Source organism: Acetobacter garciniae, assembly GCF_017377735.1.
GTDB classification, from domain to species: domain Bacteria; phylum Pseudomonadota; class Alphaproteobacteria; order Acetobacterales; family Acetobacteraceae; genus Acetobacter; species Acetobacter garciniae.
On record NZ_JAFVMH010000040.1, the window covers coordinates 1 to 319 of the forward strand.

Annotated in this window: 1 pseudogene; it reads left to right on the forward strand. The window is 69.0% G+C overall.

Annotated features, from left to right (window positions below):
- Positions 1-124 precede the first annotated feature (124 nt).
- Positions 125-319: pseudogene (locus tag J2D77_RS17125) on the forward strand (hypothetical protein); the annotation flags it as partial.

Genomic DNA, 319 nt, shown 5'->3' on the forward strand with positions numbered 1-319 from the left:
CGCCGGGCGTGTAGGCGTCCAGTTGGCGAGCGGGCCCTACTTCCCGCTCTGGGGGAGCGCCGATCCGCAGGACCGCAACGGTCTGGCCCTCATCATGGCGACCATGGGGGCAGTCTACCTGGGCGTGCAACTATCCCAGTCGGACGTGAACCAGGTCGAGGCGACCGACGGCGCGTGTGTGCTGGAGGCCGACAACAGCGCCTACGGCGACACGACGCCCGGGAGTGCTGGAGGCCATTGCCTGCTAGGCTGGAGCTATACCGGCTTGGCCGATACGGACACCGTGGGCCTGCTGACATGGGGGAGCGCCGCCACACGC